Below are 26,626 nucleotides of genomic sequence, written 5' to 3'. Positions count from 1 at the left end.
GCAACTCGACCGGAACTTCCACTGCGTTTTCGTTGTCGGCCAGAGGCAATCCGCAGGACTGGCCCACTGCAAGTCCCTGGACAACGATGCTGCCGCGATCAGAAAGGTACATCGTGGGGCAGTCGTCATCGTCACATGTGCCGCCCAGCTTATGAAGCTTCATGATGCCTCGCTGACTCTGTGTGTACGCGCGCTCGACGCTACGTTGCCCGACACGGGGACGGCAAGCTTCCCGCTCTCGCTATGCGCGTGCTCGCATAAACACAGCGTACGGCTGTCGGGCCCCGGTCAGACTTCGTCGTCGATCTCCTCGAAGGACTCCATGACCTCGGTGATCACCGGCTCGTTCGCCTCGCGTTCCGAGGGCACTGTCCAGCCGACGACGTCGTAGTAGGCGCGTTCACCGCGCACGACCACCCACCACAGCACCTGGTTGACCCCGTCGACCTCGGCGGTGACCTCGTAGTTGATCGCGCGCATCCCGTCGATGGTGGTCTCGTCGGAGTTCTCGATGCTCGTCTCGCCGAAATCGCCGCTGCGCAGCCACTCCTCGGTGAGGGTGGCGGAGTCGTCGAAGCTGGCGTAGTCCTCCTGCGGGTAGCTGAACACCTCCACGGAGACCTTGGTGAACGGCTCGCCGATGGCGATCACGGCCTCCATGTCCCGCATCTCCTCCGGCAAGTCGTCCCAGTACGCCGGAGCGCGCACCTGGCTCAGCCCGTCGCTGGCGACCACGGTCTCCGACAGTAGGGAGTCGGGATCGGTCGCGTCGGCGTCCTCATCAGGATCGTCGGTGGGGTCGGTTCCGGGTTCGGCTGCGGGCTCCTCGGTCTCGGCCGGTGCGGTGGTAGCGGGGGCCGCCTCACCCGCGAGGCGTTCCGGCTGCTTGACGATGACGAGGGCAATCAGCACCAGTAGGCAGACCACCAGGGCGAACAGCGCGACCCACAGCCCCCGCCGCGACGAACCCGAGGATCCGGACGGCGGTCGCGCTGGGCCTGCGAACGCTGAACCTGCGAACGCGGGGCCTGGCTGCGACGGATCCGGTGCCATACGAAAATCTCCTCGTGACGTCAGAAATCGGATGACGGCCCATCGTAATCCAAACGGGTGACAGTGGTGTGCGTGCGCCGGAGGCTGTGATCATTGGGGAAGTCGACGGTGACGGTGTGGCGATCCTTGACCCGCGGCGTGCCCTCGCGCAGCGTCATTCATCATGCGATCGTCTGGTTCCCGGAGGGTGACTACGCGCGAGCTCAGGGCCGCGCTTCCCGGCCCGTGCACGCGGGTGGTGGACGCGTTCGAGCGCCACCTCGACCTCGAACGCGGCCTGTCGCCCCACACCGTGCGCGCTTACATCGGTGACACCGTGTCGTTGCTGGCCCACCTGCACGGCATCGATCCCGCCATCGATCCTGGTGCCGAGGTTGCAGCGGACCCGGCCGTGAGTCCCGATGCGAACCCGGGCATGGGATCCGGCGGCCGCGACGACGGGTCCGGGCTCGACGGTCTCGACCTGGATGCGCTGCGGGCGTGGCTGGCCGCGCAGCGCACGGGTGGGGCGGGCCGCACGACACTGTCCCGGCGGGCGGCGGCGGCCCGCACCTTCACCGCCTGGGCCTACCGGGTGGGTTACCTGGCCACCGACCCGGGAGGCAGGTTGGCCTCACCCCGGGCGCACCGGATGCTGCCCAGCGTGCTCACCGCGAGCCAGGCCGCCGCCGCGATGCGTCCGGTGACGACCGAGCCCGAGGGTCAGGCCGGGGACGGCACCGGTAACAGCGACCCGATCGCGCTACGTGATCATGCTGTGCTGGAACTGTTATACGCCACCGGTGTCCGCGTCGCCGAACTGTGCGGGCTCGACCTCGACGATGTGGACACTTCCCGCCGGATGCTGCGCGTGCTGGGCAAGGGAGGCCGGGAACGGATGGTGCCGTTCGGCGTTCCCGCGGCGCGGGCGGTCCGGCAGTGGCTGGATGGTGCCCGCGCCGCTGTGGTCGCGGCAAGCGGGACGAGCGAAACAGCAGTTCGGGACGGAGACAGTGGGCCGCGCGCGCTGTTTCTCGGTGCGCGAGGGGGCAGGATCAACGAGCGCACCGTGCGGCGCATCGTCCACCGGGCAGTCGGAGGGGTGTCGGGCGCAGCGACGATGGGTCCCCATGGCCTGCGGCACACTGCGGCGACCCACCTGCTCGACGGCGGCGCGGACCTTCGCAGCGTTCAGGAGCTACTCGGTCACGCTACGCTAGCGAGCACCCAGCTCTACACTCATGTCACAGTCGAGCGGTTGAAGGCGATCCATGATCAAACGCACCCCAGAGCCTGACGAGGACGCCGGGGCCAGGGTGGGCTCCGTGGCGGACGCGACCCCGCACGGAGCGCAGCGCGCGACCGGGCCGGTCAACGCCGGGAGTCCGGGGGGCGACGAGCCCCATGGCGGGATCGACGAGCTGTGGCAGGAGTTCGTGCGCCACCCACGTGCCAGCCTCAGGGAGCGGCTCGTGCTGCACTACGCACCGCTGGTCAAGTACGTCGCAGGCCGGGTGGGTACCGGCTTGCCGACCCACGTCGATATCGGTGACCTAGTGCAGTCCGGGATCTTCGGGTTGGTCGACGCGATCGAGAAGTTCGACCCCGACAAGGGACTGAAGTTCGAGACCTACGCGATGCAGCGCATTCGCGGTGCGATCCTGGACGATCTGCGCTCCCAGGACTGGGTGCCGCGCGCGGTGCGGAGCCGGGCCAAGGAAGTGGAGCGTGCGCTGGAGCGGCTCGGCGGGCGGCTGCATCGCACCCCGACCGACGCGGAGCTGGCCGCCGAGCTGGAGATCTCCGTGGCCGAGCTCCGCGATCTCTACGGGCAGCTGCAGTTGACCAGCGTCGTGGCGTTCGAAGACCTGGTTTCCGGGAGCAGGGAAGGCGGGTCCGTCATGGATACGCTGCGCGACGACGACGCGGTCGATCCGGTGTCGGTGCTGGTTGACCGGGACAACCGCAAGCAGCTCGCCGAGGCGATCGCCCAGCTCGCCGAGCGAGACCGGATCATCGTCAGCCTGTACTACTTCGAGAGCCTGACGCTGGCCGAGATCGGCAAGGTGCTCGGAGTGACCGAATCGCGAGTGAGCCAACTCCACACCCGCGCGGTACTACGGCTGCGCGCGAAGCTCACCGAACACGTTAGCGCCTGACGTCGTCGGCTGTTCGGCGGACAACTCGACTGTTCGGCGTATTGCCATTGCCGGAGGGCTCGTCGAAGATCGCGGACGACCCGCGCCGATGGCCCGGACGGCACCACGGGGGAGGAATCACCCACGCCGCGGGAGCCCTCACCAGGGACCCGCGCCGGTGTGTCCGTGTCCCGGCGCGCCGACACGAAGGGACGTGATGCGACGGTGAGACCACACCGGACACGGCCCCGCCGGATACACCCGTTCCGGAGGGGATCACAACGGAAGGCACCGGCACTGATAGCCGGATTGGCGCTGGTGTTCGGCGCGACGGTGGGGCAGGCAGGTGGCGAGACGGCAGCCCATGCCGAGCAGCAGGGTGACGGGCTCGCGCCGATCCACCCCGCGCCGTCGGCGGAGGACGGCGTGATGACCCACGAGAGCAACGGGCTCTGGTTCGTCGAACTGGAAAGCCCACCCGGCGCGGCCGGAACGTCGCAGGGCCATCTCAACCGGGAACGGCAGGAATTCCACGAACAGGCACGTGACCGGGGCGTCGAGGTCGCCGAACGGATGAGCTTCGACGAGCTGTTCAACGGGCTGTCGGTGGAGCTGGATCCCGGCGACGTGGACAAGCTGCGGGAGGTCCCCGGCGTGCAGGCGCTCTACCCGGTGGAGACGGTGTCGATCCCCGAGACCACCGCCGAGGAGCCGGAGATGGCCAACGCGCTGGCCATGACCGGATCCGACATCGCGCAGTCGGAACTGGGGCTGAGCGGGGACGGTCTGCGGGTGGCCGTGATGGACACCGGGATCGACTACACTCATCCCGACCTCGGCGGACCGGGGCAGTTCCCCACGCAGCGCGTTGTCGCGGGGTGGGACTTCGTCGGGGACGACTTCGACGCAGGCCACCCCGACACGCTCGAACCGCAGCCCAACCCGGATCCCATGGATTGCCACGGCCACGGCACGCACGTCGCGGGCATCGTCGGCGCGGAAGGCGAGGTCACCGGCGTCGCACCCGACGTGGAGTTCGGTGCCTACAAGGTGTTCGGCTGCGACGGCATCACCACAGCCGACGTGATGATCGCCGCGATGGAGCGCGCCCTCGCCGATGACATGGACGTGCTGAACATGAGCATCGGTTCGGCCTTCTCGTGGCCGCAGTACCCTACGGCGAAGGCCAGCGACGAGCTGGTCAGGCAGGGGATGGTCGTGGTCGCCTCGATCGGCAACAGCGGCGCCAACGGCGTGTACTCCTCGGGAGCGCCGGGGCTTGGCGAGCAGGTCATCGGCGTGGCCTCCTACGAGAACTCGCACATCTCGGTACACACGGCCGAGGCGAACCCGAGCGGGGAGCCGGTGCCGTACATGCCGATGTCCGAGGCCCCCGAACCGCCCACGACAGGCACCTCCGCGGAACTCGTCGACGTGGGGCGCGCCTGTGTGGAGTCCGAGGGCGACGAGCTCACCGGCGATCCCTACGCCAGGGTCGCGCTGATCGAGCGGGGCGCGTGCACGTTCGACGAGAAGTACGCGGCCGCCATGGACGCCGGAGCCGAGGGCGTGGTGATCTACAACAACGTCGGCGGGATGTTCGCAGGCGGCGGCATCACCGACCGAGGTGGTTTCGCCATCGGGATCTCCGATACGGACGGCGCGCACCTGCGTGAGCTGCTCGACGGGGACGAGCCCGTCACGTTGTCCTGGACCGAGGACCAAGCCGAGGTGCCCAATCCGAACGGTGGGCTGATCAGTTCGTTCAGCTCTTATGGAATGTCACCGGACCTGGACCTCAAGCCCGATATCGGGGCTCCAGGCGGACTGATCCGGTCCACCTACCCGATGCACCGGGGCGAGTACGCCACGGTCAGCGGTACCTCGATGTCCTCGCCACACGTGGCGGGTGCTGCCGCGTTGCTGCTGGAGGCGCACCCCGATCTGCGGGCTCCGGAGGTTCGCACGGTGCTGCAGAACAGCGCGAACCCCACCGAGTGGTGGGGCAACCCCGACCTGGGGGTACTGGACAACGTGCACCGGCAAGGGGCGGGCATGCTGGATGTGCCCGCCGCGGTGGAATCGACCACCATACTGCGTCCCGGCAAGCTGGCAGTCGGGGAGAGCGCGACCGGGTCCGACCGGCACCGCTTCCGGATCGTCAACAACGGCAGCGAGCCCGCGACCTACCGAATGTGGCACGCGCCGGCACTCGGCACGCACGGCAGCACGTTCACCCCCGAGTTCAACAGCGCCTACGCGCAGGTGACCTTCCGGCAGGACGAGGTGACCGTGCAGCCGGGTCGCTCGGCGATTGTGCACGTCACCATCACCGCCCCGCCCGACGAACAGGAGAACATGCAGTACGGCGGCTATCTCGTGGCCGACGAGGTCGGCGGTGGCGAGTACCGGATGCCCTACGCGGGTTTCGCGGGTGACTACCAGTCTCTCGAGGCGATGACCAGCATCGAGGAGGTCGACGAGGACGGCTCGGTCGTCGAGCGCGATGTGCCGTGGCTGACCAGGATCACCGCGTGTGAGGCGTTCATCGACAACGAGTGCGTCGAGGGTGGCGAGTTCGCCAACCAGCCGGACGGTGCGACGTTCACGCTGGACACGGTGGATGGTTTGCCGGACATCCCCTACATCCTCGTGCACTTCAGCCACCAGGTGCAGCGCCTGGAGATGGTGGTGACCCACGCCGAGACCGGTCGGCCGATCCATCCGCATCGCAACAAGGCGGTGGACCTCGAGCACGTCAACCGCAACGCCACGAGCACGTCCTACTTCACCTACCCGTGGGACGGCACGGTGACCGGTATGCAAGATCGCGTCTGGGACGTTCCCGACGGGGACTACCGGCTCGAGGTGCGTGCGCTCAAGGCGCTCGGCGATCCGAAGAACGACGAGCACTGGGAGACCTGGACATCCCCGGTGATCACGCTGGACCGCGGCTGAGTCCCGCCGGGGTGGGGGCGTGACGCGCGCCCTCACCCCGGCGGCGACCGGACCGGCTTCAGCCTCAAGGTCCCGCCTGCCACCGCCACCAGCGGGTCCAGGTACTCGGCACCCCGACGCAGACCCCAGTGCACGCAGGCGGTCACGGTGCAGCCCGGATGCCCGGGCACGGCTACCCCGATCCGCTCACCTTCCCGTACGGTCTGCCCCACTCGCACCGCCGGGCGCACCGGTTCGTAGGTGGTGCGCAGCGTTCCGTGATCGATGGAGATCACGTAGCGGTCCGCGAGCCTGCCAGCGTGGATGACGACGCCGCCTGCCGCCGCGCGTACTGGCTGCCCGGGATCGGCTGCCAGGTCAACGCCGCGATGACCGGGGCAGTAGCGGCAGGCAGGCGGCTCGAACGGCCGCGTCACCGCCGGTGTCGGCCGCAGTGGCCAGCTCATGCCGTGCGCGGCTCGGTGGCCTTCCCCGGCCGTGGGCTGTTCCGGCGGATGGTCGGTCCCGGAACGAGCTAGCTGGGATGCGCCGGCGGGTGCCGCCGGTAGCACGGCAGGCACCGTCATCGACAGCGCCGCCGCTGCCGCCGTGACCAGCGCTACAGTTGCTGCGGCTGCTGTCGCGGCACGTCCGCCGGTGCTCACGGTACTCACCAGCGTCGCCGCCGCACGGCTCGGTCGATGTCGCACCCGCCCAGCATGCGACGCCCGTCGTCGGCGCGGGCGGGCGAGGCGGCGGCTGTGGACAGGCGGTCCCGCTGGGGATCCCTACTCGGCCAGCAGGGCCGGTGCGGATCCCGCGCGGCACGGGGCAGGCTCACCGCGTACACTGTTACCCGCAATCCGCTCGCATCGCGGTGCTGACCGCGAGAGGGTGGGTTGACTTCGCGTGTGTGTGCGTGATGGCGCTTCCGCGTGTGTGGTTCGCGTGGCTTCCCCCGGGTCGCGGCGCGGCCTTCACCCGCTGCGAGGCGAGCATCGACGGTCACCCACGGTTCCCCGGGCAGCGCCCTCGTGGTGATGATTCCGGGGTGGGGTGGTCGGCACCGCACCAGGACGGGTGTGGCCGGGCCGGTGGCAGGCACCGGCGGGCGGCGCCCGTGAGAAACCGACCACGCGCGCCGCCACACCAGCGGGGCGCCAAGACAGATACGAGGTGCGAACAAGGCAATGGCCGTCGTCACCATGAAGCAGCTGCTCGATTCCGGCGTGCACTTCGGGCATCAGACCCGGCGCTGGAATCCGAAGATGAAGCGCTACATTTTCACCGAGCGTAACGGCATCTACATCATCGATCTGCAGCAGACGCTCAGCTACATCGATCGTGCCTACGACTTCATCTCCGAGACCGTCGCACACGGCGGCTCGATCATGTTCGTCGGCACCAAGAAGCAGGCACAGGAAGCGATCGCACGCGAGGCGCAGCGGGTGGGCATGCCGTATGTCAACCAGCGCTGGCTCGGCGGCATGCTGACGAACTTCCAGACCGTCTACAAGCGTCTCCAGCGGCTCAAGGAGCTGGAGGCGATGGAGCAGACGGGCGGCTTCCAGGGGCTGACCAAGCGGGAGATCCTGACGCTGACCCGCGAGAAGGACAAGCTCGAGAAGACGCTCGGCGGCATCCGCGACATGACCAAGCTGCCCAGCGCGGTATGGGTCGTCGACACCAAGAAGGAACACATCGCCGTCGACGAGGCCCGCAAGCTCAACATCCCGGTCATCGCCATCCTGGACACCAACTGCGATCCGGACGAGGTGGACTACCCGATCCCGGGCAACGATGACGCGATCCGGTCCGCGGCGATGTTGACGAAGGTCGTGGCCGAGGCCGTCGCAGGTGGCCTGATGGCGCGTTCGTCCGCACGCAACGGCGCGGCCGAGGGCGAGGAGAAGCCGGAGCCCGGCGTCGCCAGCGACGAACCGCTCGCCGAGTGGGAGAAGGAGCTGCTCAGCGGCGCCGCGGACGAGGAAGGCAGCGAGGAGAGCACGGCGCGAGCCGGCGCCGAGCAGACCGGTGCCGAAGCGGCAGGCGGCGAGCAGCAGGCACAGGCCGAGCCCGCGGGCGAGGAAGCCGAGCAGCCAGCATCCTCGTGACGTCCCCGGTCGGGCCGTGACGCTGCCTTCCGCTGCCTGGTCCTTCGGACCTCGGGCGGAAGCGGTCACGGTCCGACCGGAGTGCCGTTTCCCAGCTTGTCAAGCAATCCGACCTCGACCTTCACAGAACGGAATCCCACCATGACGAACTACTCCGCAGCAGACGTCAAGCGCCTGCGGGAGCTGACCGGCTCCGGCATGATGGACTGCAAGAAGGCGCTGGAAGAGAACGACGGCGATTTCGACAAGGCCGTCGAGTACCTGCGTATCAAGGGCGCCAAGGACGTCGGTAAGCGTGCCGAGCGGTCCACGGCGGAGGGCCTGGTCACCGGCTCGGACGGCGTGCTGGTGGAGCTCAACTCGGAGACGGACTTCGTCGCCAAGAACGACGAGTTCCGCGCGTTGGCCGATCGCATCGTGGCAGCGGCCAAGCAGGCCAACACCAGTGACGTCGCGCAGCTCAAGGATGCCCCGCTGGACGAGGGCACTGTGGAGGACGCCGTGCAGGCACTGGCGGCCAAGATCGGCGAGAAGCTCCAACTGCGGCGGGTGGCTGTCTTCGACGGCAAGGTGGAGACTTACCTGCACCGCAGGGGCGCGGACCTGCCGCCGGCGGTCGGTGTGCTCGTCGAGTACACCGGAGAGGGCGACGACGCGGCGAACGCGGCGCGAGCGGCCGCGATGCAGGTGGCAGCGCTCAAGCCGCAGTACCTCTCGCGTGACGATGTTCCCGCGGACGTGATCGAGGCCGAGCGCAACATCGCCGAGCAGACTGCCCGCGGGGAGGGCAAGCCGGACCAGGCGATCCCGAAGATCATCGAGGGCAAGGTCAACGCCTACTACAAGGACAACGTGCTCCTGGAGCAGCCGTCGGTCACCGACAGCAAGAAGACCGTGCAGCAGCTGCTGGATGAGGCCGGTGTCACGGTGACCCGCTTCGTCCGCTTCGAGGTCGGTCAGGCCTGAGGCGCGCGAGAAGCATGACGACGGATCGGCCTGCGCACGGGTACCGCCGGGTATTGCTCAAGCTCGGCGGCGAGATGTTCGGCGGTGGCTCGCTCGGGGTCGACCCCGATGTCGTCCACGACGTGGCGAGACAGATCGCCGAGGTGGTCCGAGGTGGCACGCAGATCGCCGTGGTGATCGGGGGCGGGAACTTCTTCCGTGGCGCCGAGCTGAGCCAGCGCGGCATGGATCGTGACCGTGCCGACTACATGGCGATGCTCGGTACGGTCATGAACTGCATCGCGTTGCAGGATTTCCTTGAGAAGCTGGACGTGCACACGCGGGTGCAGAGTGCGGTCACCATGGGGCAGGTCGCCGAGCCGTACGTCCCCCGCCGCGCCGAGCGCCATCTCGAAAAGGGACGAGTGGTGATCTTCGCGGCGGGGGTCGGCATGCCCTACTTCTCCACCGATACCGCGGCCGCTCAGCGCGCGCTCGAGATCGGTTGCGAGGTCGTGCTCATGGCCAAGGGGGTCGACGGGGTGTTCTCGGCGGATCCGAAGTCTGATCCTGACGCGGAGTTCTACGGCGCGATCACCCACAGGGAAGTGCTCGAGCGGGGGCTCAAGGTCGCCGACACGACCGCCTTCAGCCTGTGTATGGACAACAACATGCCGATTATCGTGTTCAATCTACTGGTGGATGGGAACATCGCCCGTGCGGTTCGTGGGGAAGCGGTCGGCACGCTGGTGGCCACCCCCACCGCGCAGGTGATCTCCTAGACCTGCTGGGATGGGTGGCCCGAGCGCCACGATCAGCCGGGTGCGGCACCGTCCGGCCCGGTCCAGCCCGCAACCGGCGCGTAGGCATCGACCTCAAGGAGTTGCCGTGATCGACGAGACCCTCCTCGACGCTGAGGAAAAGATGGAAAAGGCTGTGTCCGTCGCGAAGGAGGACATGACCTCGGTGCGGACGGGTCGTGCTTCACCTGCCATGTTCGCGCGGATTCATGTCGAGTACTACGGGGCGCAGACGCCGCTGAACCAGCTCGCCAGCATCAACATCCCGGAAGCCAGGATGGCGGTGATCAAGCCGTACGACGCCAGCCAGCTCGCGGAGATCGAGCGGGCCATCAGGGATTCCGACCTGGGCGTCAACCCGAGCAACGACGGAACCGTCATCCGTGTGGTGATCCCGCAGCTCACCGAAGAGCGCCGCAAGGAGATGGTCAAGCAGGCCAAGGGGAAGGGCGAGGACGCGAAGATCTCCATCCGCGGTGTCCGCCGCAAGGCCAAGGAAGAGCTCGACCGGATCGCCAAGGAGGGCGAAGCTGGTGAGGACGAGGTGATGCGTGCGGAGAAGCAGCTGCAGAACCTCACCGACACCTACGTCCACCAGATTGACGAGCTGGTCAAGCACAAGGAAGCCGAGCTCCTCGAAGTCTGAGCGAGCGGGCACGAGTGAGCGGGTACCGAACGCACCGGCTGCCTGCGTTGCCGTGGTGGCGGCGCGCGTGTACGGCCGAGCGGTACCGTAGGTGAGGCTGGTCGTGACAGTGTCGGAGAAGTCCTCGGAGCAACCAGAGCACGAGCACGGTTCTTCCCGTGCGGGACGGAACCTGCCCGCGGCGATCGCGGTCGGCGTCTCGCTCGGGGTGGCGATCCTGGCGTCACTGCTCGTCCAGCGTCACCTGTTCCTCGTTGTGGTGGCCGTCGCGCTGCTGATCGGCACCATCGAGTTCGCCCGCGCACTGCGGGAGGCAACCGGCGTCCGCGTTCAGCTCGTGCCGGTGCTGCTCGGCGGCCAGGCGATGATCTGGCTCAGTTGGCCGTTCGGCACAGAGGGAGTGCTGATCGCCTTCGTCGTCACGGTGCTGGCGTGCTTGCTGTGGCGGCTCACCCGCGGCGCGGCTGGGTATGTCTCCGACACAGCCGCAACCGTGTTCGCCACCGCCTACCTGCCGCTGTGCGGCGCGTTCGCCGCCATGCTTGTGCTACCGGACGACGGGGTCGGCAGGGTGCTCGCCTTCATGATCGGTGTGATTGCGTCGGACGTCGGCGGCTACGCAGCCGGGGTGCTCGGTGGCAGGCACCCCATGGCCCCGTCGATCAGCCCGAAGAAGAGCTGGGAGGGCTTCGGCGGCTCACTGCTGACAGGCATGTTGGCTGGGTCGTTGAGCCTGTCGTTGCTGCTGGACGCGCAGGTGTGGCAGGGGATCGTGTTCGGCGCCGCGATCGTGCTCACCGCCACGCTGGGAGACCTGGTGGAGTCGGTGATCAAGCGGGACGTGGGAATCAAGGACATGGGCACGATGTTGCCGGGGCACGGGGGGCTGATGGACCGGCTCGACTCGTTGCTTCCGTCGGCGGTGGTGTCCTGGCTGTTGCTCGGCGCGTTCCTACCGGCCTGAGCGCCCCCTCGGCGGGGATGGGATCCTGGAGGGTGATGAGCTCGCTTCCCCTGGTCTTCGACGCCCCCAGCCGCGGCATGCCGCCGAGGCACCTCGCCGATCTCAGCGTGCCGGAACGCGCCGAGGCCGTGGTCGAGTTGGGGGAGAAACCGTTCCGCGCCAAGCAGCTCTCGCACCACTACTTCTCCAGGCTGACGGTGGATCCCGCCGACATGACCGACATTCCCGCTGGTTCACGGGAGAAGCTGGCTGGAGCGCTGCTGCCGCCGCTGCTCACCGAGGTGCGGGCGCTGTCCTGCGACAGCGGCGCGACGCGCAAGACGCTGTGGCGGGCGCACGACGGGACGATGCTGGAAAGCGTGTTGATGCGGTACCCGGATCGCGCGACGTTGTGCCTGTCCAGCCAGGCGGGATGCGGGATGGCGTGCCCGTTCTGCGCGACCGGTCAGGCAGGCTTGGACCGCAACATGTCCACCGCTGAGATCGTCGACCAGGTGCGCTCGGCTGCCGCGGTGATGCGGGATGGCGCGCTGCCCGGACCGGAGGGCACGCCGCGTCCCGGCCGGTTGTCGAACATCGTGTTCATGGGGATGGGCGAGCCGCTGGCCAACTACCGGCGGGTGGTCGACGCGGTGCGGCGCATCACCGAGCCTGCCCCGCAGGGACTGGGGATCTCGCAGCGTTCGGTCACGGTGTCCACCGTCGGCCTGGCACCGGCGATCCGCAGACTGGCGGGGGAGAGGATGCAGGTCCGGCTGGCGTTGTCGCTGCACGCTCCGGACGACGAGCTGCGCAACGAACTGGTTCCGGTGAACAACCGGTGGCCGCTGGCCGAGGTGCTGGATGCGGCCCGGTACTACCTGGAATGCACCGGCAGGCGGGTATCCATCGAGTACGCGCTGATCAGAGATATGAACGATCAGCCGTGGCGTGCGGACCTGCTGGCAGCCACGCTGCGGGAGCACCTGGGACATCTGGTGCACGTCAACGTCATCCCGCTGAACCCGACGCCGGGCAGCAAGTGGGACGCGAGCCCCAAGCCGGCGCAGCGGGAGTTCGTCCGCCGGGTCAACGAGGGCGGGGTCACCTGCACCGTCCGGGACACCCGTGGCCAAGAGATCGCGGCAGCCTGCGGCCAGCTCGCGGGCGAGCAATCCGGCTGAGACGGATCACGGCAGGCTGGTGGCGGGGTATCCTAACACCATGGACAGGAATGTGATCGAACTCACTGACGAGGAGCTGGCGTTGCTGGTCGCGGCGCTGCGTTCGTATCTCTCCGATTTCAGTCATGACGAAGCGGACATGCAACGTGCGACCAAGCGGCTGCTGGCGAAGCTCCCGCAACCGGAACCCGCGAGCTGACCGGGAACCGGCCCGAGAGACCCACTACATCGGCCGACGCGGCCGATGCGGTGTCACCGCCGCCAGGACGTGCGACGCCGGTGCAGGTCCCAGAGCAGTCCACCGCCGATGATCAGCGCGGTGAACACCAGGAAGTAGTTCTCGATGTTGCTCTCGTGCGGACCGTAGAGCATGCCGAGCAGGATCAGCACCACTGCCCAGCCCGCGATCTGCCTGCCCTTCGGGAAGTGGTCGTGCCAGCCCCACTCGACCGAGGGCTCGTCACGGGGATCGACCTCGTCGCCGACCTCGGTTGTGTGCCGCCGTTCGAGTTCCGTGCCTGCCACGCGCCTGCTCTCCTCTGCCGTGTGACTGTCTTCGACTGTTGTATGACGGCAAGCTCTGACTCGGTCGCCGCAGAGCTACCGTACAACCGTCCGGCTGGGTGGTTCCACTGCCCGGCATGATCCCACACCGCACAGCGCAGGATCCCGTCGGCCGGTGCCCGGTGGCGATGCCGGCGTTGACGCCTGGCACGGCGGCTGCCTGCGGTGTCGATTCCGGCATCGGAGACAATGGAGCCGATGACGTCTTCCCCCCTTCCCGGTCGCGACGCCACGGCGGCACGCTCGGTTCTCGTGCTGGGCTCGACCGGCTCGATCGGCACACAGGCGTTGGATGTGGCGTGGCGCAACCCGGAGCTGTTCCGGGTTGCGGGTATCGCCGCGGGCGGCAGCGACCCCGCCACGCTGGCGGCACAAGCGATCGCGCACGAGGTGGACGCGATCGCTGTGATCAAGCCGACAGCCGTGGAGGACGTGCAGCTCGCGCTCTACACCGAGGCACAGCGGCGTGGCTATCCCACCGGCGGCTACCGGCTGCCGCGGATCTTTGCGGGCGCGGACGCGGTCGGCGAGCTGATCGACGCCGTTCCGGTGGACGTGGTGCTCAACGGCATGCCGGGCTCGGCGGGCCTTGATCCCACGCTGCGCGCCCTGCGGACCGGCGCGACGCTGGCGCTGGCGAACAAGGAGTCGCTGATCGCTGGTGGGCCGCTGGTGACCGAAGCGGCTGGGCCGGACCAGCTGGTGCCGGTGGATTCTGAGCATTCCGCGCTGGCGCAGGCGCTGCGCGGTGGGCGCGCCGAGGAGGTGGCGCGGCTGGTTCTCACGGCGTCAGGGGGACCGTTCCGTGGCCGCAGCCGCGCCGAACTGGTCGAGGTCACCGTCGACCAGGCGCTGAACCATCCGACTTGGGAGATGGGGCCGGTTGTCACGATCAACTCGGCGACGATGGTGAACAAGAGCCTGGAGTTGATCGAAGCGCAGTTGCTGTTCGGCGTGCCGTGCGAGCGGATCGATGTGGTGGTCCACCCCCAGTCGGTCGTGCATTCCATGGTGACCTTCACCGACGGCTCCACGCTGGCTCAGGCCAGCCCGCCGGACATGCGGTTGCCGATCGCGCTGGCGATGAACTGGCCGCACCGGGTGCCGGAGGCCGCGCCCGCCTGCCGGTGGGATTCGGCGACGTCGTGGACGTTCGAGCCGCTGGATGACGAGGCGTTTCCCGCCGTGACGGTGGCCAGGCACGCCGCCCGTGTCGGCGGGTGCCTTCCCGCGGTGTTCAACGCCGCGAACGAGGAGCTGGTGGCCGCGTTCCTCGCGGGGAACACCGGCTTCACGTCGATCGTGGACACTGTGTCCCAGGTGGTCGAGCAGGCCGACGAGTGGCACGGCCGGCCACGTGACATCGACGACGTGCTCGCCGCCGAGCAGTGGGCGCGTTCCCGCGCCGCTGAGCTGATCCGTCAGGGAAGGGACTAGTACGTGCTGGCCTACATCATCGGGGTCGTGCTGTTCGCCCTGGCCATCTGCGTGTCCATCGCGCTGCACGAGGCCGGGCACATGTGGACCGCGAAGAAGTTCGGCATGAAGGTGCGTCGGTTCTTCGTCGGTTTCGGCCCCACCCTGTACTCCTTCCGCAGGGGGGAGACCGAGTACGGCGTCAAGGCGATCCCGCTCGGCGGCTTCTGCGACATCGCGGGTATGACCGCGCTGGACGAGGTCAAGCCGGAGGAATCCAAGCGGGCGATGTGGCGCTACCCGGTGTGGAAGCGCACCACGGTGCTGGCCGCCGGTTCGGCGATGCACTTCCTCATCGGCTTCATCGTGCTGCTGGTCATGGCAGGCTCGCTCGGGCTGCCGAATCTCGACGGCAAGCCCGAGGTCGCCGGGGTGTCGGATTGCGTGCGGGACGTCGAGACGCGGGAGCAGTTGGAGAACTTCGACGACCTGGAGTGCCGCCCCGGGGATCCCGCGCCCGCGATGGACGCCAACCTGATGTCCGGTGATGTGATCACTTCGGTGGACGGCCGGGCGGTGGAGAACATCGTCGAGGCCACCGAGCTGGTGCAGGAACGGCAAGGGTGGGTACCCGTCACGCTCGATCGGGACGGCACCACGATCCAGACCTCGATCGACGTCGCGCGGGTGGAGCGCCCAAACCTCGATGAGGAAGCCGTCGAGCAGGGCGCGCCCGCCACGGTCGAGGTCGGCATGATCGGCGTCGAGTTCGTGCAGTATCACCAGTACAACGCGGTCGAGGCCGCACCGGCGACGGTGGTGTTCACCGGCGAGATGTTCGAGCGCACCTGGCACGCGCTGCTGCGCCTGCCGGAGCGGATGCCCGCCGTGGTCGAGGCGATCACCGGGGCCGAGCGCGACCCGGACACTCCGATCAGCGTGGTCGGAGCCAGTCGTATCGGCGGGGAGACGGTGCAGCACGGTATGTGGGAGGTCTTCCTGCTGCTGTTGGCTGCGCTGAACTTCTTCGTCGGGATCTTCAACCTGCTGCCACTGCTGCCGCTCGACGGCGGGCACATCGCGGTGACCTGGTATGAGCGGGTACGGGACTGGATACGCAAGCTCTTCGGCAAGAGCCCGGGCGGCCCGGTCGACTACACCAAACTCTCGGCGGTGACCATGGTCGCGATCATCATCGGCGGCGGTGTGATGTTGCTGACCATCACCGCCGACATCGTCAACCCGATACGGATCACGGAGTAGCGACCGCGGTGCGAGCCGAAGGGCTCCTCCGGTGCCGCATAGGTACTCAAAGGGCCCTTCGTCTCGCACCCACACGCGTCCTGCCCGGGCGAACGCGCGGTATCGTTCGGGGTGGCACCCGTAGGCGCACGACATGCGATGGAGAAGGCAGAGGACGCGATGACGGTCGATCTTGGCTTACCGGCCAGCCCGCCTCCGGTACTGGCCGAACGCCGCAAGACCAGGCAACTCATGGTCGGTCCCGTCGGAGTCGGTAGCGAGCACCCGGTCTCGGTGCAGTCGATGACCACCACCCAGACCTCCGACGTCAACGCCACGCTGCAGCAGATCGCGGAGCTGACCGCGGCAGGCTGCGACATCGTGCGCGTGGCCTGCCCGCGCCCGGAGGACGCCGAGGCGTTGCCCGCGATCGCGCAGAAGTCGAAGATCCCGGTGATCGCCGACATCCACTTCCAGCCGCGCTACGTCTTCGCCGCGATCGAGGCCGGCTGCGCCGGGGTACGGGTCAACCCCGGCAACATCAAGAAGTTCGACGACCGGGTCGGTGAGATCGCCCAGGCAGCCAAGGAACACCGCACCCCCATCCGGATCGGGGTCAACGCCGGCTCGCTCGACGCGCGGCTGATGGAAAAGCACGGCAGCGCCACCCCGGAAGCGCTGGCCGAGTCCGCCCTGTGGGAGGCGAGCCTGTTCGCCGAGCACGACTTCCACGACATCAAGATCTCGGTCAAGCACCACGATCCGGTCGTGATGGTGCGCGCGTACGAGCTGCTGGCCGAGCAGTGCGACTACCCGCTCCACCTCGGGGTCACCGAGGCCGGCCCGGCCTTCCAGGGCACGATCAAGTCCGCCGTTGCCTTCGGCGCGTTGCTGCGGCAGGGGATCGGCGACACCATCCGGGTGTCGCTGTCGGCCCCGCCGGTGGAGGAAGTCAAGGTCGGCGCGCAGATCCTGGAGTCGCTGAACCTGCGCCCACGCAAGCTGGAGATCGTCTCCTGCCCGTCCTGCGGCCGCGCCCAGGTCGATGTGTACAAGCTCGCCGACGAAGTCACAGCCGGGCTGGAAGGCATGGAGATCCCGCTGCGGGTGGCCGTGATGGGCTGCGTGGTCAACGGCCCCGGCGAGGCCAGGGAAGCCGACCTCGGGGTGGCCTCCGGCAACGGTAAGGGCCAGATCTTCGTCAAGGGCGAGGTCATCCGCACCGTTCCCGAACACAAGATCGTGGAGACGCTGATCGAGGAAGCCATGCGGCTGGCAGAGGAGTCCGGCGAGTCCCTCGGCGAGGGCGAGCCCACCGTCACCGTGAGCTGAGCGCCCGCGGCCACCGGCGACCGCCGCTAGGCTGGTCGTGTGGCCGCCGTCAGCGAGTTCGTCACGCGCCCGCCTCACCCGGCGCTGCGGGGTCGGGTCCTCCGTTATATGGGCTACCGGCAGCACGGCCGGCTGCCGGAGCTGCACCGGGGGCTCCCGTCGTGCTACGCCACCTTGGTGATCAGCCTCGCCGAGCCGATCCGGGTGCGGGGCACCCCTGACGGCACCCGGACCGACCTGTCGCTGTCCGCCGCTGTCGGCGGCCTCTATCCGGGTCCCGTGATGATCGCTCCAGGGCAGTACCAGCACGGCGTTCAGATCGAGCTGCACCCTCTCGGCCTGCGGCAGCTGCTCGGGCATCCAGCCGCGGCGCTGTCGGGCCAGGTCGCCGACCTCGGCGACCTGGCCCGCCCGGAGCTGGCCTCGCTGCCGGAACGCCTCGCCACCGCCCGGACCTGGACTGATCGGTTCGCCGTACTGGACAGCGCTCTGCTGTCCGCGACGCGCGGTGAGGTCGCCGTACCCGCCGAGGTGACCTGGGCATGGCACGAGATCGTCCGGCGGGACGGTGGGCTCGCGGTTACCGAGCTCGCCGCGGCGGTGGGGTGGAGCAAGCGGCACCTGTCCGGCCGGTTCCGGTGCGAGCTCGGCGTGAGCCCGAAGCAGGTCGCGCGGATCGCGCGTTTCGAGCGCGCGCGACGCCTGCTCGGCCAGGACGCGCGCCAGGCTCTGGCCACCGTCGCCGTCGAGTGCGGGTACTACGACCAGGCGCACATGAGCAATGAGTGGCGAACACTCGCAGGCTGCTCCCCGTCCAGGTGGCTGGCAGAAGAGCTCCCGTTTCTCCAAGCCAACGGCGACGACTCGCAGGCACGCTACGGAGGATGACAGTACATCAGCACCCGACGGTTTGGCCCTGCCTGCGTTACGACGACGCGCACGGAGCGCTGCGGTTCCTGGTGGACGTGGTCGGGTTCATCCGAGCGTTGGTGATCCCTACCGGGGACGCTGACATCGAGCATGCCGAGTTGCGGTGGCCAGAAGGGGGAGCGGTGATGTTCGGCAGCGCCAAGCGCCAGCGCGGAACCGTGCACGACGTGATGCGTTCGGGAGTGAACACGGTGTACGTGGTCACCGATCACGTCGACGCTATCCATGAGCGTGCCGCGGCCTCCGGCGCCGAGATCGCGGTCGAGCCGCACGACACCGACTTCGGCTCGTACACCTTCACCCTGCGCGATCCCGAGGGGAACCTCTGGACGTTCGGCACGTATCGCGGTGCGTGACTGCCTGGAGCATCATGTATCCGCTACCCGCCGGTGGTTGATGTCTGGCAGGCTTGATGCGTGTTGCGGCTTGCAGGGACCCGGCTGCTCGACGACCGGGACTATCCAGCGGTCGATGCCGCGTTGGCGGCCGATCCGGTGCACTGTTGCATGGTCAGTGCCAGGGTCGAGGCGACGGGACTGGATCCGAGACGGCTCGGCGGTGAGCTGTGGGCCGTCGACTCGCGGCCACTGTGGTCCGGGCGGCTGCAGGGCCTGTGTTTCGCGGGGCCGAATCTGATCCCGCTGTCGGGCACGCCCGCGATACTGCGTTCCTTCGCCGAGCGCGCGCTGAGCCGGGCGCGGATGTGTTCCTCCGTGGTCGGCCCCGCCGAGCAGGTCCTGGGGATCTGGGAGGAGCTGGTCAGCGAGTGGGGACCACCCCGCGATGTGCGGTCCCCCCAGCCGTTGCTCGCGCTGCAACGGCCACCCGCAGTGCGGTGCGACCCGCAGGTACGGCGGGTCATGCCCCACGAGCTGGATCGTTACCTTCCCGCCGCGGTGGCGATGTTCCGCGAGGAGGTGGGCGTCGACCCCAGGGCAGGGGGTAACGGCATGAACTACCGCACTCGGGTCGCCGAACTGATCCAGAGCGGGCGGGCATTCGCCCGGTTCGAGCGCGGCCAGGTGGTGTACAAAGCCGAGATCGGCGCGCTGTCCTCGCGGGTCGGGCAGATCCAGGGGGTGTGGGTCCACCCGGACCGCCGGGGCGAGGGGATCGGCACGGCTGGTACGGCAGCGGTGGCTTCGGTACTGGTTCGCGAGTTGGCGCGCACGGCGAGCCTGTACGTCAACGCCTACAATAGCCCGGCCCTCGCGGTCTACGACAAGATCGGCTTCCGGCGGGTCGGCGAGTACGCGACCGTACTGCTGTGAGCGTGTCGGCCGCGCGGGGCGCGGCACCGAACCAACCAGGTGACGAGTATCCCCCGGGCCGGGCGCCGGTCGGACACCGTCGGGCGCGTGGCAGGCATACTGGGCAACCGTGCGATCGACGACAATCATGCTGGCCGTCGCCTCGTTGCTGGCCACGACCGCGGGCTGCGGGCTGTTCGGCGATCCGGCGGCGGAGCGCACCGAGGAGTTCCTGCGGGCGCTCGCCGAGGGCGACACCGACCGCGCCGCCGCGCTCACCGATGCTCCCGACGAGGCCGCTCCGGTGCTGGAGCAGGCCTACGACGCGCTGGACCCGGAGTCCGTGGACATCGCCGTCGCCGACTCCCAGGAGGCCGATGGCGAGGACGGCGACGACAACGGCGCCGGTGACGTCTCGATCGTGGAGTACGACCTGGGTTGGCATCTGGAGGGCGACCGGGAATGGCACTACACCGCCTCGGCGCGACTGGGACAGCAGGACGGTGACTGGGTCGTGCAGTGGGATCCCGCTGTGGTGCATCCCGAGCACGCCGAGGACCACACGCTTGCGCTGATCGATGTGCCTGCCGAGCTGCCCCCAGTACTCGACAGGGGCGGTGACGAGCTGCTCGCCCCGCAGCGGGTGACCTCGGTGCTGCTCGACCCCGTGGCAGCCGACGCGGGTGAGGGTCTCGAACCGGTGGCGCGCACCCTCGCGGAGGAACTGTCGCAGTTCGACGAGGGGATCACCACCGAGTCCATTCTCGCCGGGGCGAGCGAGGCAGGCGAGGGTGGCGCGCACCTGGTGGCCGCGTTGCGTGAGGATCACTTCCAGCAAGTGGTCGACACCATCACCGATCTGGCAGGCGTCCACGTCACCTGGCAGGAGCGGTTGCTCGGCCCGACCCCGGACTTCGGCACGCCGGTCCTTCCCGCTCTACGGTCGATGGTCAACGACGAGGCCGCCGCCAACGCCGGATGGCGCGTGGTCACCCTCGACGGGGACGGCGCCGAGTCGGCGGAGCTGCATGCCGAGCAACCGGAGCCGATCGAGCAGGTGGACACCGTGATGAGCCACGCCGTGCAGTCCGCGGCCGAACAGGCCCTCGATGGGGTCGCCGAGGCCGGCGCGCTGGTAGCGCTGAGCGCTTCCGAGGGCGATGTGCTCGCCGTGGCACAGAACGAGGCCGCCGACGAGTCGGGGTCGATCGCGTTGACCGGCCAGTACCCGCCGGGGTCGACTTTCAAGATCGTCACAGCTGCCGCGGCGCTGAGCGCAGGAGAGGTGTCCGCGGGAGGCGGCGTGAACTGTCCGGGATCGATGGTCATCGGGCAACGGGAGATCACCAACGACCGCGATTTCGACCTGGGTACCATCGACCTCTCCGAAGCGTTCGCACGCTCGTGCAACACCACGTTCGCCGAGCTCGCGGTGGACTCGGGACCGGGTGCCCTCGGAGAGGCCGCGGCCTCGCTCGGCCTCGGTGCGGAGTTCGACATACCGGGCATCGGCGTGTTCACCGGCGACGTTCCCGAGGCCACAGGCAACTCCGAACTCGCGGAGAACGGTATCGGGCAGGGAACCGTGCTTGCCAGCCCGTTCGGGATGGCGCTGGCCACAGCCGCGGTGGCCGGGGGCGAGGTCCCCACACCCACGGTGCTCGACGTCGACGGATCCGGGACCGAGGCCAGCGGTGTGGGCGAGCCACTCGCCGCGGAGGTCACCGGCGCGCTGCGTGAGCTGATGCGCGCGGTCGTGACCCGCGGTACCGCGAGCGAGCTGGACACGCTCGACGGGGTGCACGGCAAGACCGGGACGGCGCAGTTCGGCGACGGCTCGGACGCGCACGGGTGGTTCGTCGGCTACCAGGACGACATCGCCTTCGCGGTGCTGCTCGTCGGCGGAGGCAGCTCCGCTCCCGCCGTCTCGGTCGCGGGGGACTTCCTCGGCGAGCTCACCGATCGCGGCTGACCCCCTGGGGGCGTGTTGCGTAGCCTACGGCCCCGAGCTCGGTAGCCTGGAAGCATCGTAGGGTGGGCGGTATGCCGATGCGTGAGCCCTTGAAACCCGGAGTGCAGTCTCCCCGCCGTCCCGTGCCGGATTCCATCGAACGGCCCGAGTACGTGGGCAAGCCCGCTCCGCGACCGGAGCCGGGCAACGGCGTGCGCTCCCCGGAGGTGATCGAGGCCATGCGCGAGGCGGGACGGATCGCGGCGCAGGCCCTCGAAGAAGGCGGCAAGGCCGTCAAGCCGGGAAACACCACCGACGACATCGACAAGGTGGTGCACGAATTCCTGATCGACCACGGTGCCTACCCGTCGACGCTCGGCTACCGTGACTTCCCGAAGTCCTGCTGCACGTCGCTCAACGAGGTCATCTGCCACGGTATCCCGGACTCCACCGTGATCCACGACGGCGACATCTGCAATATCGATGTCACCGCCTACATCGGCGGGGTGCACGGCGACACCAACGCCACCTTCCTGGCAGGCGATGTCTCGGACGAAGCCCGGCTGCTTGTGGAGCGGACACGGGAAGCGACCATGCGGGCGATCAAGGCTGTACGGCCGGGACGACAGCTCAACGTGATCGGCAGGGTGATCGAGTCCTACGCGAAGCGCTTCGGTTACGGGGTGGTGCGTGACTTCACCGGCCACGGGGTCGGTCCCGCGTTCCACACCGCGCCAACAGTGCTGCACTACGAGGAACCCAGCGTGACCACACTGATCGAGGAAGGCATGACCTTCACCATCGAACCGATGATCACGCTCGGCACGATCGACTACGACGTCTGGGACGACGACTGGACCGTGACCACGCGGGACAAGAAGTGGACGGCCCAGTTCGAGCACACCATCCTGGTCACCGACTCGGGTGCCGAGATCCTCACCCTGCCGTAAGCCGCGTCCAGTGATCGGAGCCCGGCCGCCAGCGTTCGCTCAGTACTCCAGCGGCAGGTTCAGCAGCGCGTTCTCCACCAGTTCCGGCATGCCGGGGTGGATCCAGTACTGGCCGCGCGCCATGGAGGCGGCATCCAGGCCGAAGCTCATCGCCTGGACCAGCGGCTGGATCAACGTGGGTGCCTGGGGGCCCAGGATGTGCGCGCCGAGGAGTCTGCCTGTGTCGGGATCGGCGATCAGCTTGGCGAATCCGGTGGTGTCCTCCATCGCCCATCCGTAGGCGATACCGGCGTAGTCCTGGGTCGCGGTGACGTAGCGCAGCCCCCGCTCCGATGCTTCCTGCTCGGTCAGTCCGACAGCGGCGATCTGCGGTGACGTGAACACCGCGTGGGGCACGGGACGGTTGTCAGCTGCGACCGGGTCGTCCGGGTGCAGCAGGTTGTGCTGCACGATCTTGGCTTCGCGATTGGCGACGTGCTTGAGCTCGTGGGGCGAGGACAGATCACCGAGGGCGTAGATTCCGGGTACGCCGGTACGCTGGTATGCGTCCACCACGACGTAGCCCGACTCGGTGGTGGTCACGCCGGTGGCCTCGACGCCGAGCAGGTCGGAATTGGGCTTCCTGCCGGTGGCGATCAGCAGCAGGTCGGCCTCGACGACCTCGGGTGACTCCTCGGTGTGTTCCCGGGAATCCAGTTCGAGGGCGATGCCGCTTTCGGTGGCGCGCGCAGCACGCACCCGCCGCTGGAGCCGCAGGTCGAGATGGTGGCTGGCGAGCGCGGTGAACCGGCTGCTGATGTCCTTGTCGTGGCTGCGCAACGCCGTCGAGGAACGGCCGATGAGGCTCACCTCGGACCCGAACGACGAGAACACGTGCGCGAACTCGGCCGCGATGAACCCGGTGCCGAGGATCGCGACACGCTCGGGTAGCTTCTCGATGCGCATGACGGTGTCGGAGGTGTGGTAGTCGACGGTGGACAGGCCGGGGATCTCCGGGACGGTGGGCCTGCCTCCCGCGCCGAGTACGAACCGGTCGGCCGTTATCTGCTCGGTGGGCGTGCCGCCGAGAGGGGTGATCTCGAGTGTGTAGTCGCCGACGAACCGCGCCTGCCCTTGGTAGACGGTGACGTTGGCGTTGTCGGGGTGGGTGTGGCGGTACTCGCGCCCAGCTGCCGCGATCGGGTCGATCCGGCCGAAGATCCGGTCACGTACGTCGGCCCAGCGCACGCCGTGCAGCGTGGAGTCGACGCCGAGCGCGGGACCGGTCGCTGCCGCGCGGGCGACGTCGGCGCTGTGCACGAACATCTTCGTCGGGATGCATCCCACGTTCAGACAGGTGCCGCCGAACACTCCCTGCTCGACGATCGCCACCCGCCAGTCGCCGAAGCGGGAGTCGAGGATCGTGTTGGCGGAACCGGTCCCGATGATCACCAAGTCGTAATGTGCCACGTCCCTTGCAACCGCACCGGGACCCGCGAGCATTCCGATACGGGGAGCTCGATCGTTCGCAACACCACCCGTTCCAGTGACAGCGGAACGGGGCACGACTCGATAAGCTCGGCACTCGGTCGCCGCACGATGTGGGGACAGCTTGCCCGTACCGGTGACCGGTGTCAGGCCTATCGTGCACAACCCTCGAGGGAGTAGCCGTGCGGAACACGAGCAGGATCGCTTCCTGCGCGATCGCGCTGGCGGCAGTGCTCGTTGCGAGCGCGTTCGGGTTCACAGCCGCCTCGGCCGGGGTGTCCACCGGCCCGCAGTCGCCGGGCACGCAACCATTCATCGTCGGAGGAGACGAGGTCTCGGTGCACGACCACCCGTACGTGGTCTACCTCGCTGACCGCAACGGAAAGCAGTACTGCGGTGGCACGCTCATCGCGCGGGACACCGTGGTGACGGCGGCACACTGCGTGGCCAACGTTCCCCGCAGGGGCTTTCACGTCGTGGCCGGACGCCAGGACACCCGCAGCGACGAGGGCACCGAGCGGCAGGTCGAGCGGGTCTGGATTCCCGAGGACTACCGCTCGGTGCGGGACGGCTCCGACCTCGCCGTGCTGACCCTCGAGCGGCCGGTGTCCCACCGCGGCATCGACTACGCCAGGCAAGGTCAAGGTCATCTCTACGCCGAGGGCACGATGGGCACCATCTACGGCTGGGGCCGCACCTCGGAGGGCGGCTCGAGCGCGCACCGGCTCCGCGCCGCCGATGTACCGATCCGGCCACACGCCGACTGCGAGCGGGCCTATGACGACTACGACCGGGACAGCATGGTGTGCGCCGGGTATCCTGAGGGCGGCGTGGACGCTTGTCAGGGTGACTCGGGAGGGCCGCTGATCGTCGACGGCACGCTCGTGGGCATCATCTCCTGGGGCGAGGGGTGCGCCCGCGCGGGTAAGCCGGGCGTTTACACCGATGTGCGACCTTACGCCGAGGACATCGCCAGGAGTGATCGCACCGGTGACGATCAGGCATCCCGACTGCCGATCCTCGGTGGCTGAGAACGAGGCACCGCACGGTCGGTACCGGATCGAGGTCGCCAGGGGGAACGAGCTCTCGCCTGCGCAGCTGTACGCGCTGCTGCGGCTGCGGGTCGACGTGTTCGTCGTGGAGCAAGAGTGCGCCTACCCCGAGCTGGACGGCGCGGACCTGCTGGCCACCACGGAGCACGTGTGGGCGGTGGCCGAACCGGGGGTGCTGGGGTGCCTGCGCGTGCTCGGTGACACCGAGCCGTGGCGGATCGGCCGGGTGTGCACCCGGCCCGACGCGCGCGGCCGCGGCATCGCCGCGTCACTGCTCGACCAGGCGCTGCGCCTGCTCGGCCACGCGGAGACCGTGCTGTCCGCACAGACCCGTGCCATCGGGCTGTACGAGCGGTTCGGCTTCGTGGCCGAAGGCCGTCCCTACGATGAGGACGGTATCGAGCACGTCACGATGCGGCGGCGTCTGGAGCGGTAGCGACGATGGCGTCGACGCAGGCGTCCACGTCGGCGTCGGTGAGATCCGCACGCGCGGTCAGCCGCAGCCGGGAGATGCCGTCGGGCACCGACGGTGGCCGGAAACACCCCACCCTGATTCCCTTCTCGGCACACCGGGTGGACCAGGCGACGGCCTCCTCCGGTGAGGGCGCGTGCACCGATACCACGGCGGCTCCCGGTGTGCTTGTGGTCAGTCCGGCTGCCTGGAGCCGGTCGGCGAGCGTGGCCGCCACCTCGCACACCCGGGCGGGCCGGTGCGGCTCGGCCCGCAGGATCTCGAGTGCGGTCAGCGCGGCCGAGGCCGGGGCGGGAGCGAGCGCGGTATCGAAGATGAAGCTGCGCGCGGTGTCGATGAGGTGCCGAATCACCCTGTGAGGCCCCAGCACCGCGCCGCCCTGCGCGCCAAGCGCCTTGGACAGCGTGATCGTGGTGACCACATCCGGCGCTTTGGCGAGCCCGTCGTCCCACACCGTGCCGCGGCCCCCTTCGCCGAGCACGCCGAGCCCGTGCGCGTCGTCGACGAGCAGGGCGGCGCGGTGTTCACGGCACACCGAGGCCAGCTCGGCCAGCGGCGCCCTGTCACCGTCGACGGAGAACACCGAGTCGGTGACCACCAACGCGCGTTCGTGCCGTCGGGTACGCAGCGCGTGCGCCACCGCGGCGGGATCGCGGTGCGCGACAGCCGCCACATCCGCCCTGGACAGCCGGCAGCCCTCGATCAGCGAGGCGTGGATGTACTTGTCGGTCACGATCGCCGATTCCCGCCCGGACAGTGCCGTGACCGCACCGAGGTTGGCGGTGAAGCCGGACGAGAACACCAGCGCGGCTTCGGCGCCGCAGAAACGCGCCAGCGCGTGCTCGAGCTCGGTGTGTAGCTCGGTCGATCCCGTCACCAGCCGGGAGCCGGTGGCGCCCGCGCCCCACCGCAACGCCGATGCCGCCGCTGCCCCGGTGACCCGCTTGTCCCTTGCCAGGCCGAGGTAGTCGTTGCCTGCGAGGTCGATCTCGTCGGCGGTGGCAGCGCGCGGCCGCAGGCGCCGGACCAGCCCGGCCTCGGCCCTGCGCTCCGCTTCGCCGTCCAGCCAGTCGAAGACGTGCTCGGCAGGGTCGTCACGGTGAGCCGACTCGCTCACGCCACCACACTCCTCACATCCGCGAACGCGTGCGCCGTATCGGGCACGCCGTGGTGTCGCGGGCGGCCCGCGACGCATGCCCAACCTGACATACTCTTCCCGTGCAGTGTCGCACCGGAACTGTCAGGTTGGTACGCAGGCCGG

At 68.8% G+C, this 26,626-nt stretch carries 26 protein-coding genes; 20 read left to right on the top strand and 6 right to left on the bottom strand.

Annotation, left to right across the window (positions count from 1 at the left end):
• Positions 1-288: 288 nt before the first annotated feature.
• Together F8178_RS10030 and F8178_RS10025 are read right to left on the bottom strand one after the other, a co-directional pair.
• Entirely contained in the window at positions 289-1,053 is a 765-nt protein-coding gene (locus F8178_RS10030) for a hypothetical protein (RefSeq protein ID WP_317494443.1), read from the bottom strand.
• Between the two features lie 20 nt (positions 1,054-1,073).
• Positions 1,074-1,211 carry a hypothetical protein gene (locus F8178_RS10025; protein ID WP_317494442.1) on the bottom strand — a complete coding sequence of 46 codons (138 nt, stop codon included), beginning with the start codon at positions 1,209-1,211 and terminating at the stop codon, positions 1,074-1,076.
• Between the two features lie 5 nt (positions 1,212-1,216).
• On the opposite strand from F8178_RS10025, the gene F8178_RS10020 reads away from it, so the two are divergent.
• From F8178_RS10020 to F8178_RS10010, 3 genes are all read left to right on the top strand, one after another.
• The gene (locus F8178_RS10020; protein WP_317494441.1) at positions 1,217-2,329 is read left to right on the top strand and encodes a tyrosine recombinase XerC; all 1,113 of its coding nucleotides are present in this window, start codon (positions 1,217-1,219) and stop codon (positions 2,327-2,329) included.
• Complete coding sequence (locus F8178_RS10015; protein ID WP_396345237.1) at positions 2,304-3,191, top strand: FliA/WhiG family RNA polymerase sigma factor; 888 nt, start codon at positions 2,304-2,306, stop codon at positions 3,189-3,191. Before F8178_RS10020 ends, F8178_RS10015 begins: the two co-directional genes overlap by 26 nt.
• A 297-nt stretch (positions 3,192-3,488) precedes the next feature.
• Positions 3,489-6,128 carry a S8 family serine peptidase gene (locus F8178_RS10010; RefSeq protein WP_317494439.1) on the top strand — a complete coding sequence of 880 codons (2,640 nt, stop codon included), beginning with the start codon at positions 3,489-3,491 and terminating at the stop codon, positions 6,126-6,128.
• 32 nt (positions 6,129-6,160) lie between these two features.
• On the opposite strand, the gene F8178_RS10005 is transcribed toward F8178_RS10010, so the two are convergent.
• Positions 6,161-6,772 (bottom strand): M23 family metallopeptidase, encoded by a 612-nt coding sequence (locus F8178_RS10005; protein ID WP_317494438.1) that lies wholly within the window; start codon positions 6,770-6,772, stop codon positions 6,161-6,163.
• A 525-nt stretch (positions 6,773-7,297) separates the two neighbouring features.
• Here F8178_RS10005 and rpsB point away from each other — a divergent pair.
• The 7 genes from rpsB to F8178_RS09970 all read left to right on the top strand — a co-directional run bounded on the left by rpsB (position 7,298) and on the right by F8178_RS09970 (position 12,938).
• Positions 7,298-8,221, top strand: a complete 924-nt coding sequence (gene rpsB / locus F8178_RS10000; RefSeq protein ID WP_317494437.1) for a 30S ribosomal protein S2 — start codon at positions 7,298-7,300, stop codon at positions 8,219-8,221.
• Positions 8,222-8,362: 141 nt separating this feature from the next.
• Positions 8,363-9,187 (top strand): translation elongation factor Ts, encoded by an 825-nt coding sequence (tsf, locus tag F8178_RS09995; RefSeq protein ID WP_317494436.1) that lies wholly within the window; start codon positions 8,363-8,365, stop codon positions 9,185-9,187.
• 14 nt (positions 9,188-9,201) lie between these two features.
• The gene (pyrH, locus tag F8178_RS09990; protein ID WP_317494435.1) at positions 9,202-9,948 is read left to right on the top strand and encodes a UMP kinase; all 747 of its coding nucleotides are present in this window, start codon (positions 9,202-9,204) and stop codon (positions 9,946-9,948) included.
• A gap of 106 nt (positions 9,949-10,054) precedes the next feature.
• A complete protein-coding gene (gene frr, locus F8178_RS09985) occupies positions 10,055-10,612 on the top strand; it encodes a ribosome recycling factor (protein WP_317494434.1) in 558 nt (185 codons plus the stop codon).
• Between the two features lie 103 nt (positions 10,613-10,715).
• On the top strand, positions 10,716-11,576 hold the full coding sequence (locus F8178_RS09980) for a phosphatidate cytidylyltransferase (RefSeq protein WP_317494433.1): 861 nt from the start codon (positions 10,716-10,718) through the stop codon (positions 11,574-11,576).
• Positions 11,577-11,611: 35 nt separating this feature from the next.
• Complete coding sequence (gene rlmN / locus F8178_RS09975) at positions 11,612-12,739, top strand: 23S rRNA (adenine(2503)-C(2))-methyltransferase RlmN (protein ID WP_317494432.1); 1,128 nt, start codon at positions 11,612-11,614, stop codon at positions 12,737-12,739.
• Positions 12,740-12,779: 40 nt separating this feature from the next.
• Positions 12,780-12,938 carry a hypothetical protein gene (locus tag F8178_RS09970; protein ID WP_317494431.1) on the top strand — a complete coding sequence of 53 codons (159 nt, stop codon included), beginning with the start codon at positions 12,780-12,782 and terminating at the stop codon, positions 12,936-12,938.
• Between the two features lie 53 nt (positions 12,939-12,991).
• On the opposite strand, the gene F8178_RS09965 is transcribed toward F8178_RS09970, so the two are convergent.
• Entirely contained in the window at positions 12,992-13,264 is a 273-nt protein-coding gene (locus F8178_RS09965) for a DUF2631 domain-containing protein (RefSeq protein WP_317494430.1), read from the bottom strand.
• 237 nt (positions 13,265-13,501) lie between these two features.
• Here F8178_RS09965 and dxr point away from each other — a divergent pair, with 237 nt between their 5' ends.
• The 8 genes from dxr to map all read left to right on the top strand — a co-directional run bounded on the left by dxr (position 13,502) and on the right by map (position 22,374).
• Positions 13,502-14,740, top strand: a complete 1,239-nt coding sequence (gene dxr / locus F8178_RS09960; RefSeq protein WP_317494429.1) for a 1-deoxy-D-xylulose-5-phosphate reductoisomerase — start codon at positions 13,502-13,504, stop codon at positions 14,738-14,740.
• A 3-nt stretch (positions 14,741-14,743) separates the two neighbouring features.
• A complete protein-coding gene (locus F8178_RS09955; RefSeq protein ID WP_317494428.1) occupies positions 14,744-15,982 on the top strand; it encodes a site-2 protease family protein in 1,239 nt (412 codons plus the stop codon).
• Between the two features lie 159 nt (positions 15,983-16,141).
• Positions 16,142-17,293, top strand: coding sequence for a flavodoxin-dependent (E)-4-hydroxy-3-methylbut-2-enyl-diphosphate synthase (gene ispG, locus F8178_RS09950; RefSeq protein WP_317494585.1), 1,152 nt, complete (start codon positions 16,142-16,144; stop codon positions 17,291-17,293).
• Positions 17,294-17,332: 39 nt separating this feature from the next.
• Positions 17,333-18,181 (top strand): helix-turn-helix domain-containing protein, encoded by an 849-nt coding sequence (locus F8178_RS09945; protein WP_317494427.1) that lies wholly within the window; start codon positions 17,333-17,335, stop codon positions 18,179-18,181.
• Complete coding sequence (locus F8178_RS09940; RefSeq protein WP_317494426.1) at positions 18,178-18,579, top strand: VOC family protein; 402 nt, start codon at positions 18,178-18,180, stop codon at positions 18,577-18,579. Before F8178_RS09945 ends, F8178_RS09940 begins: the two co-directional genes overlap by 4 nt.
• A gap of 60 nt (positions 18,580-18,639) precedes the next feature.
• Positions 18,640-19,494, top strand: a complete 855-nt coding sequence (locus F8178_RS09935; protein ID WP_317494425.1) for a GNAT family N-acetyltransferase — start codon at positions 18,640-18,642, stop codon at positions 19,492-19,494.
• A 109-nt stretch (positions 19,495-19,603) separates the two neighbouring features.
• Entirely contained in the window at positions 19,604-21,445 is a 1,842-nt protein-coding gene (locus F8178_RS09930; RefSeq protein ID WP_317494424.1) for a penicillin-binding transpeptidase domain-containing protein, read from the top strand.
• Between the two features lie 71 nt (positions 21,446-21,516).
• Complete coding sequence (gene map, locus F8178_RS09925; RefSeq protein WP_317494423.1) at positions 21,517-22,374, top strand: type I methionyl aminopeptidase; 858 nt, start codon at positions 21,517-21,519, stop codon at positions 22,372-22,374.
• A 39-nt stretch (positions 22,375-22,413) separates the two neighbouring features.
• Here map and F8178_RS09920 read toward each other — a convergent pair whose 3' ends face one another.
• Complete coding sequence (locus F8178_RS09920) at positions 22,414-23,823, bottom strand: mycothione reductase (RefSeq protein WP_317494422.1); 1,410 nt, start codon at positions 23,821-23,823, stop codon at positions 22,414-22,416.
• Positions 23,824-24,023: 200 nt separating this feature from the next.
• On the opposite strand from F8178_RS09920, the gene F8178_RS09915 reads away from it, so the two are divergent.
• Together F8178_RS09915 and F8178_RS09910 are read left to right on the top strand one after the other, a co-directional pair.
• Complete coding sequence (locus F8178_RS09915; RefSeq protein WP_317494421.1) at positions 24,024-24,872, top strand: serine protease; 849 nt, start codon at positions 24,024-24,026, stop codon at positions 24,870-24,872.
• A complete protein-coding gene (locus F8178_RS09910; protein WP_317494420.1) occupies positions 24,865-25,329 on the top strand; it encodes a GNAT family N-acetyltransferase in 465 nt (154 codons plus the stop codon). Before F8178_RS09915 ends, F8178_RS09910 begins: the two co-directional genes overlap by 8 nt.
• Here the strand turns inward: F8178_RS09910 and F8178_RS09905 are convergent.
• Positions 25,301-26,482: an 8-amino-7-oxononanoate synthase gene (locus tag F8178_RS09905; protein ID WP_317494419.1), complete on the bottom strand. Its 1,182-nt coding sequence runs from the start codon at positions 26,480-26,482 to the stop codon at positions 25,301-25,303. The two genes, F8178_RS09910 and F8178_RS09905, sit on opposite strands and share 29 nt — an antisense overlap.
• Between the last annotated feature and the right edge of the window lie 144 nt (positions 26,483-26,626).

This window comes from Haloechinothrix sp. LS1_15 (assembly GCF_033042135.1).
Classification (GTDB): domain Bacteria; phylum Actinomycetota; class Actinomycetes; order Mycobacteriales; family Pseudonocardiaceae; genus Haloechinothrix.
This window is presented reverse-complemented; position numbering and strand designations above follow the sequence as displayed.

Excerpts from the sequence above, each read along its gene's own strand:
- F8178_RS10030 (WP_317494443.1), bottom strand. The coding sequence starts at position 1,053 with ATGGCACCGGATCCGTCGCAGCCAGGCCCCGCGTTCGCAGGTTCAGCG.
- F8178_RS10025 (WP_317494442.1), bottom strand. The coding sequence starts at position 1,211 with ATGACGCTGCGCGAGGGCACGCCGCGGGTCAAGGATCGCCACACCGTC.
- F8178_RS10020 (WP_317494441.1), top strand. The coding sequence starts at position 1,217 with ATGCGATCGTCTGGTTCCCGGAGGGTGACTACGCGCGAGCTCAGGGCC.
- F8178_RS10015 (WP_396345237.1), top strand. The coding sequence starts at position 2,304 with ATGATCAAACGCACCCCAGAGCCTGACGAGGACGCCGGGGCCAGGGTG.
- rpsB (WP_317494437.1), top strand. The coding sequence starts at position 7,298 with ATGGCCGTCGTCACCATGAAGCAGCTGCTCGATTCCGGCGTGCACTTC.
- tsf (WP_317494436.1), top strand. The coding sequence starts at position 8,363 with ATGACGAACTACTCCGCAGCAGACGTCAAGCGCCTGCGGGAGCTGACC.
- pyrH (WP_317494435.1), top strand. The coding sequence starts at position 9,202 with ATGACGACGGATCGGCCTGCGCACGGGTACCGCCGGGTATTGCTCAAG.
- rlmN (WP_317494432.1), top strand. The coding sequence starts at position 11,612 with ATGAGCTCGCTTCCCCTGGTCTTCGACGCCCCCAGCCGCGGCATGCCG.
- F8178_RS09970 (WP_317494431.1), top strand. The coding sequence starts at position 12,780 with ATGGACAGGAATGTGATCGAACTCACTGACGAGGAGCTGGCGTTGCTG.
- dxr (WP_317494429.1), top strand. The coding sequence starts at position 13,502 with ATGACGTCTTCCCCCCTTCCCGGTCGCGACGCCACGGCGGCACGCTCG.
- ispG (WP_317494585.1), top strand. The coding sequence starts at position 16,142 with ATGACGGTCGATCTTGGCTTACCGGCCAGCCCGCCTCCGGTACTGGCC.
- F8178_RS09940 (WP_317494426.1), top strand. The coding sequence starts at position 18,178 with ATGACAGTACATCAGCACCCGACGGTTTGGCCCTGCCTGCGTTACGAC.
- map (WP_317494423.1), top strand. The coding sequence starts at position 21,517 with ATGCCGATGCGTGAGCCCTTGAAACCCGGAGTGCAGTCTCCCCGCCGT.